The sequence below is a fragment of the Reichenbachiella sp. genome, assembly GCF_039941815.1.
In the GTDB taxonomy this organism is placed as follows: Bacteria; Bacteroidota; Bacteroidia; order Cytophagales; family Cyclobacteriaceae; genus Reichenbachiella.
This window is the reverse complement of sequence record NZ_JBDVDW010000004.1, coordinates 1-1,229: the sequence shown is the minus strand read 5'-3', so window position 1 is coordinate 1,229 and position 1,229 is coordinate 1. Positions and strand designations below refer to the sequence as shown.

Here is a 1,229-nt window from a genome sequence, read left to right as displayed (position 1 = left end):
CAAATGCATAATTACCATTTAACTATGTCGACGCTAGCATCTCCAATGTCTGAGTATTTTCCTGTGCATGACGTTGAAGTAGGTAATGAGCTGTTCTATTACATTTTTGAAGGGGATCCTGAGCCAGAAAATGGCTTTATCGATCTAGATGATAATAAAGCGGGTCTCGGTTTAACTTTATCAGATCGCTATTTAGATCAATTTAACATAATTGAGTAGGTGCTTCATGAAAATAGTGCAAATAGATTATGACGGACAAGAAAGAGCAGCTTTGGTGCGAGATGAAAATACACTTCAACTTATTGACTTTCAGGGTGGCACATATGGATTGGCGTTGTGTGCAATAGATAAAAAAGAATCACTAAAGGATTTGATTTTAAGTTGTCTTTCAGATGAGCTTTTAGATTATCAAGACATTATAAACAAAGGTCATCTACTTCCGCCAATCACTCATCCAGATCCTTCACACTGCGTGATTTCTGGTACTGGTCTTACTCACCTTGGTAGTGCAAGCGCACGTTCAGAAATGCATGCAAAGTTATCAAATCATGATGATCAGATGACAGATAGTATGAAGATGTTCAAATTGGGCGTCGAGGGAGGAAAACCAGAGAGCAGCAAAGTTGGCTCTCAGCCTGAGTGGTTTTATAAAGGTAATGGAAGTATTGTTTGCGCTCCTGGTGCAGAGCTTCCTGTACCTAGCTTTGCTGAAGATGCTGGAGAAGAGCCTGAGTTAGTTGGAGTTTATATCTTGAACCAAGACTCAAAGCCAATGAGGGTTGGCTTTGCCATTGGCAATGAGTTTTCTGATCATGTGACAGAGAGAAGTAATTACTTATGGCTTGCTCATTCCAAATTACGGTCTTGTAGTTTTGGTCCCGAGCTTATGCTAACGGATATTCCTCAGGATATAGAGGGGGAAAGCCGTTTTGTAAGAAACGGTTCAGTTATTTGGAATAAGGCGTTTCTTACAGGTGAAGCGAACATGACTCACTCTATCTCTAATTTAGAGCACCATCATTTCAAGTACACACAATTATCTCATGCAGGGGATCTACATATTCATTTTTTTGGTACAGCAACGCTAAGTTTCGCTGATGGAGTGGTGGTCGAAGATGGAGACATAATTGAAATCGAGGCTTCTGCTTTTGGAAAAGTGCTTTCAAACAAGGTGAGATTTGATTCATAAGTGGAAGAGGAGGTTATTAAAGTAGGGCTTTTATAAATAA

At 39.7% G+C, this 1,229-nt stretch carries 1 protein-coding gene and 1 pseudogene; both read left to right on the top strand.

All coding sequences use genetic code 11. The annotated features are described in order from the left end of the window. A pseudogene (locus ABJF11_RS00035) lies at nucleotides 1-219 on the top strand (hypothetical protein); the annotation flags it as partial. A 7-nt stretch (nucleotides 220-226) separates the two neighbouring features. After that, entirely contained in the window at nucleotides 227-1,189 is a 963-nt protein-coding gene (gene araD1, locus ABJF11_RS00030) for an AraD1 family protein (protein ID WP_348117029.1), read from the top strand. Nucleotides 1,190-1,229: the final 40 nt, after the last annotated feature.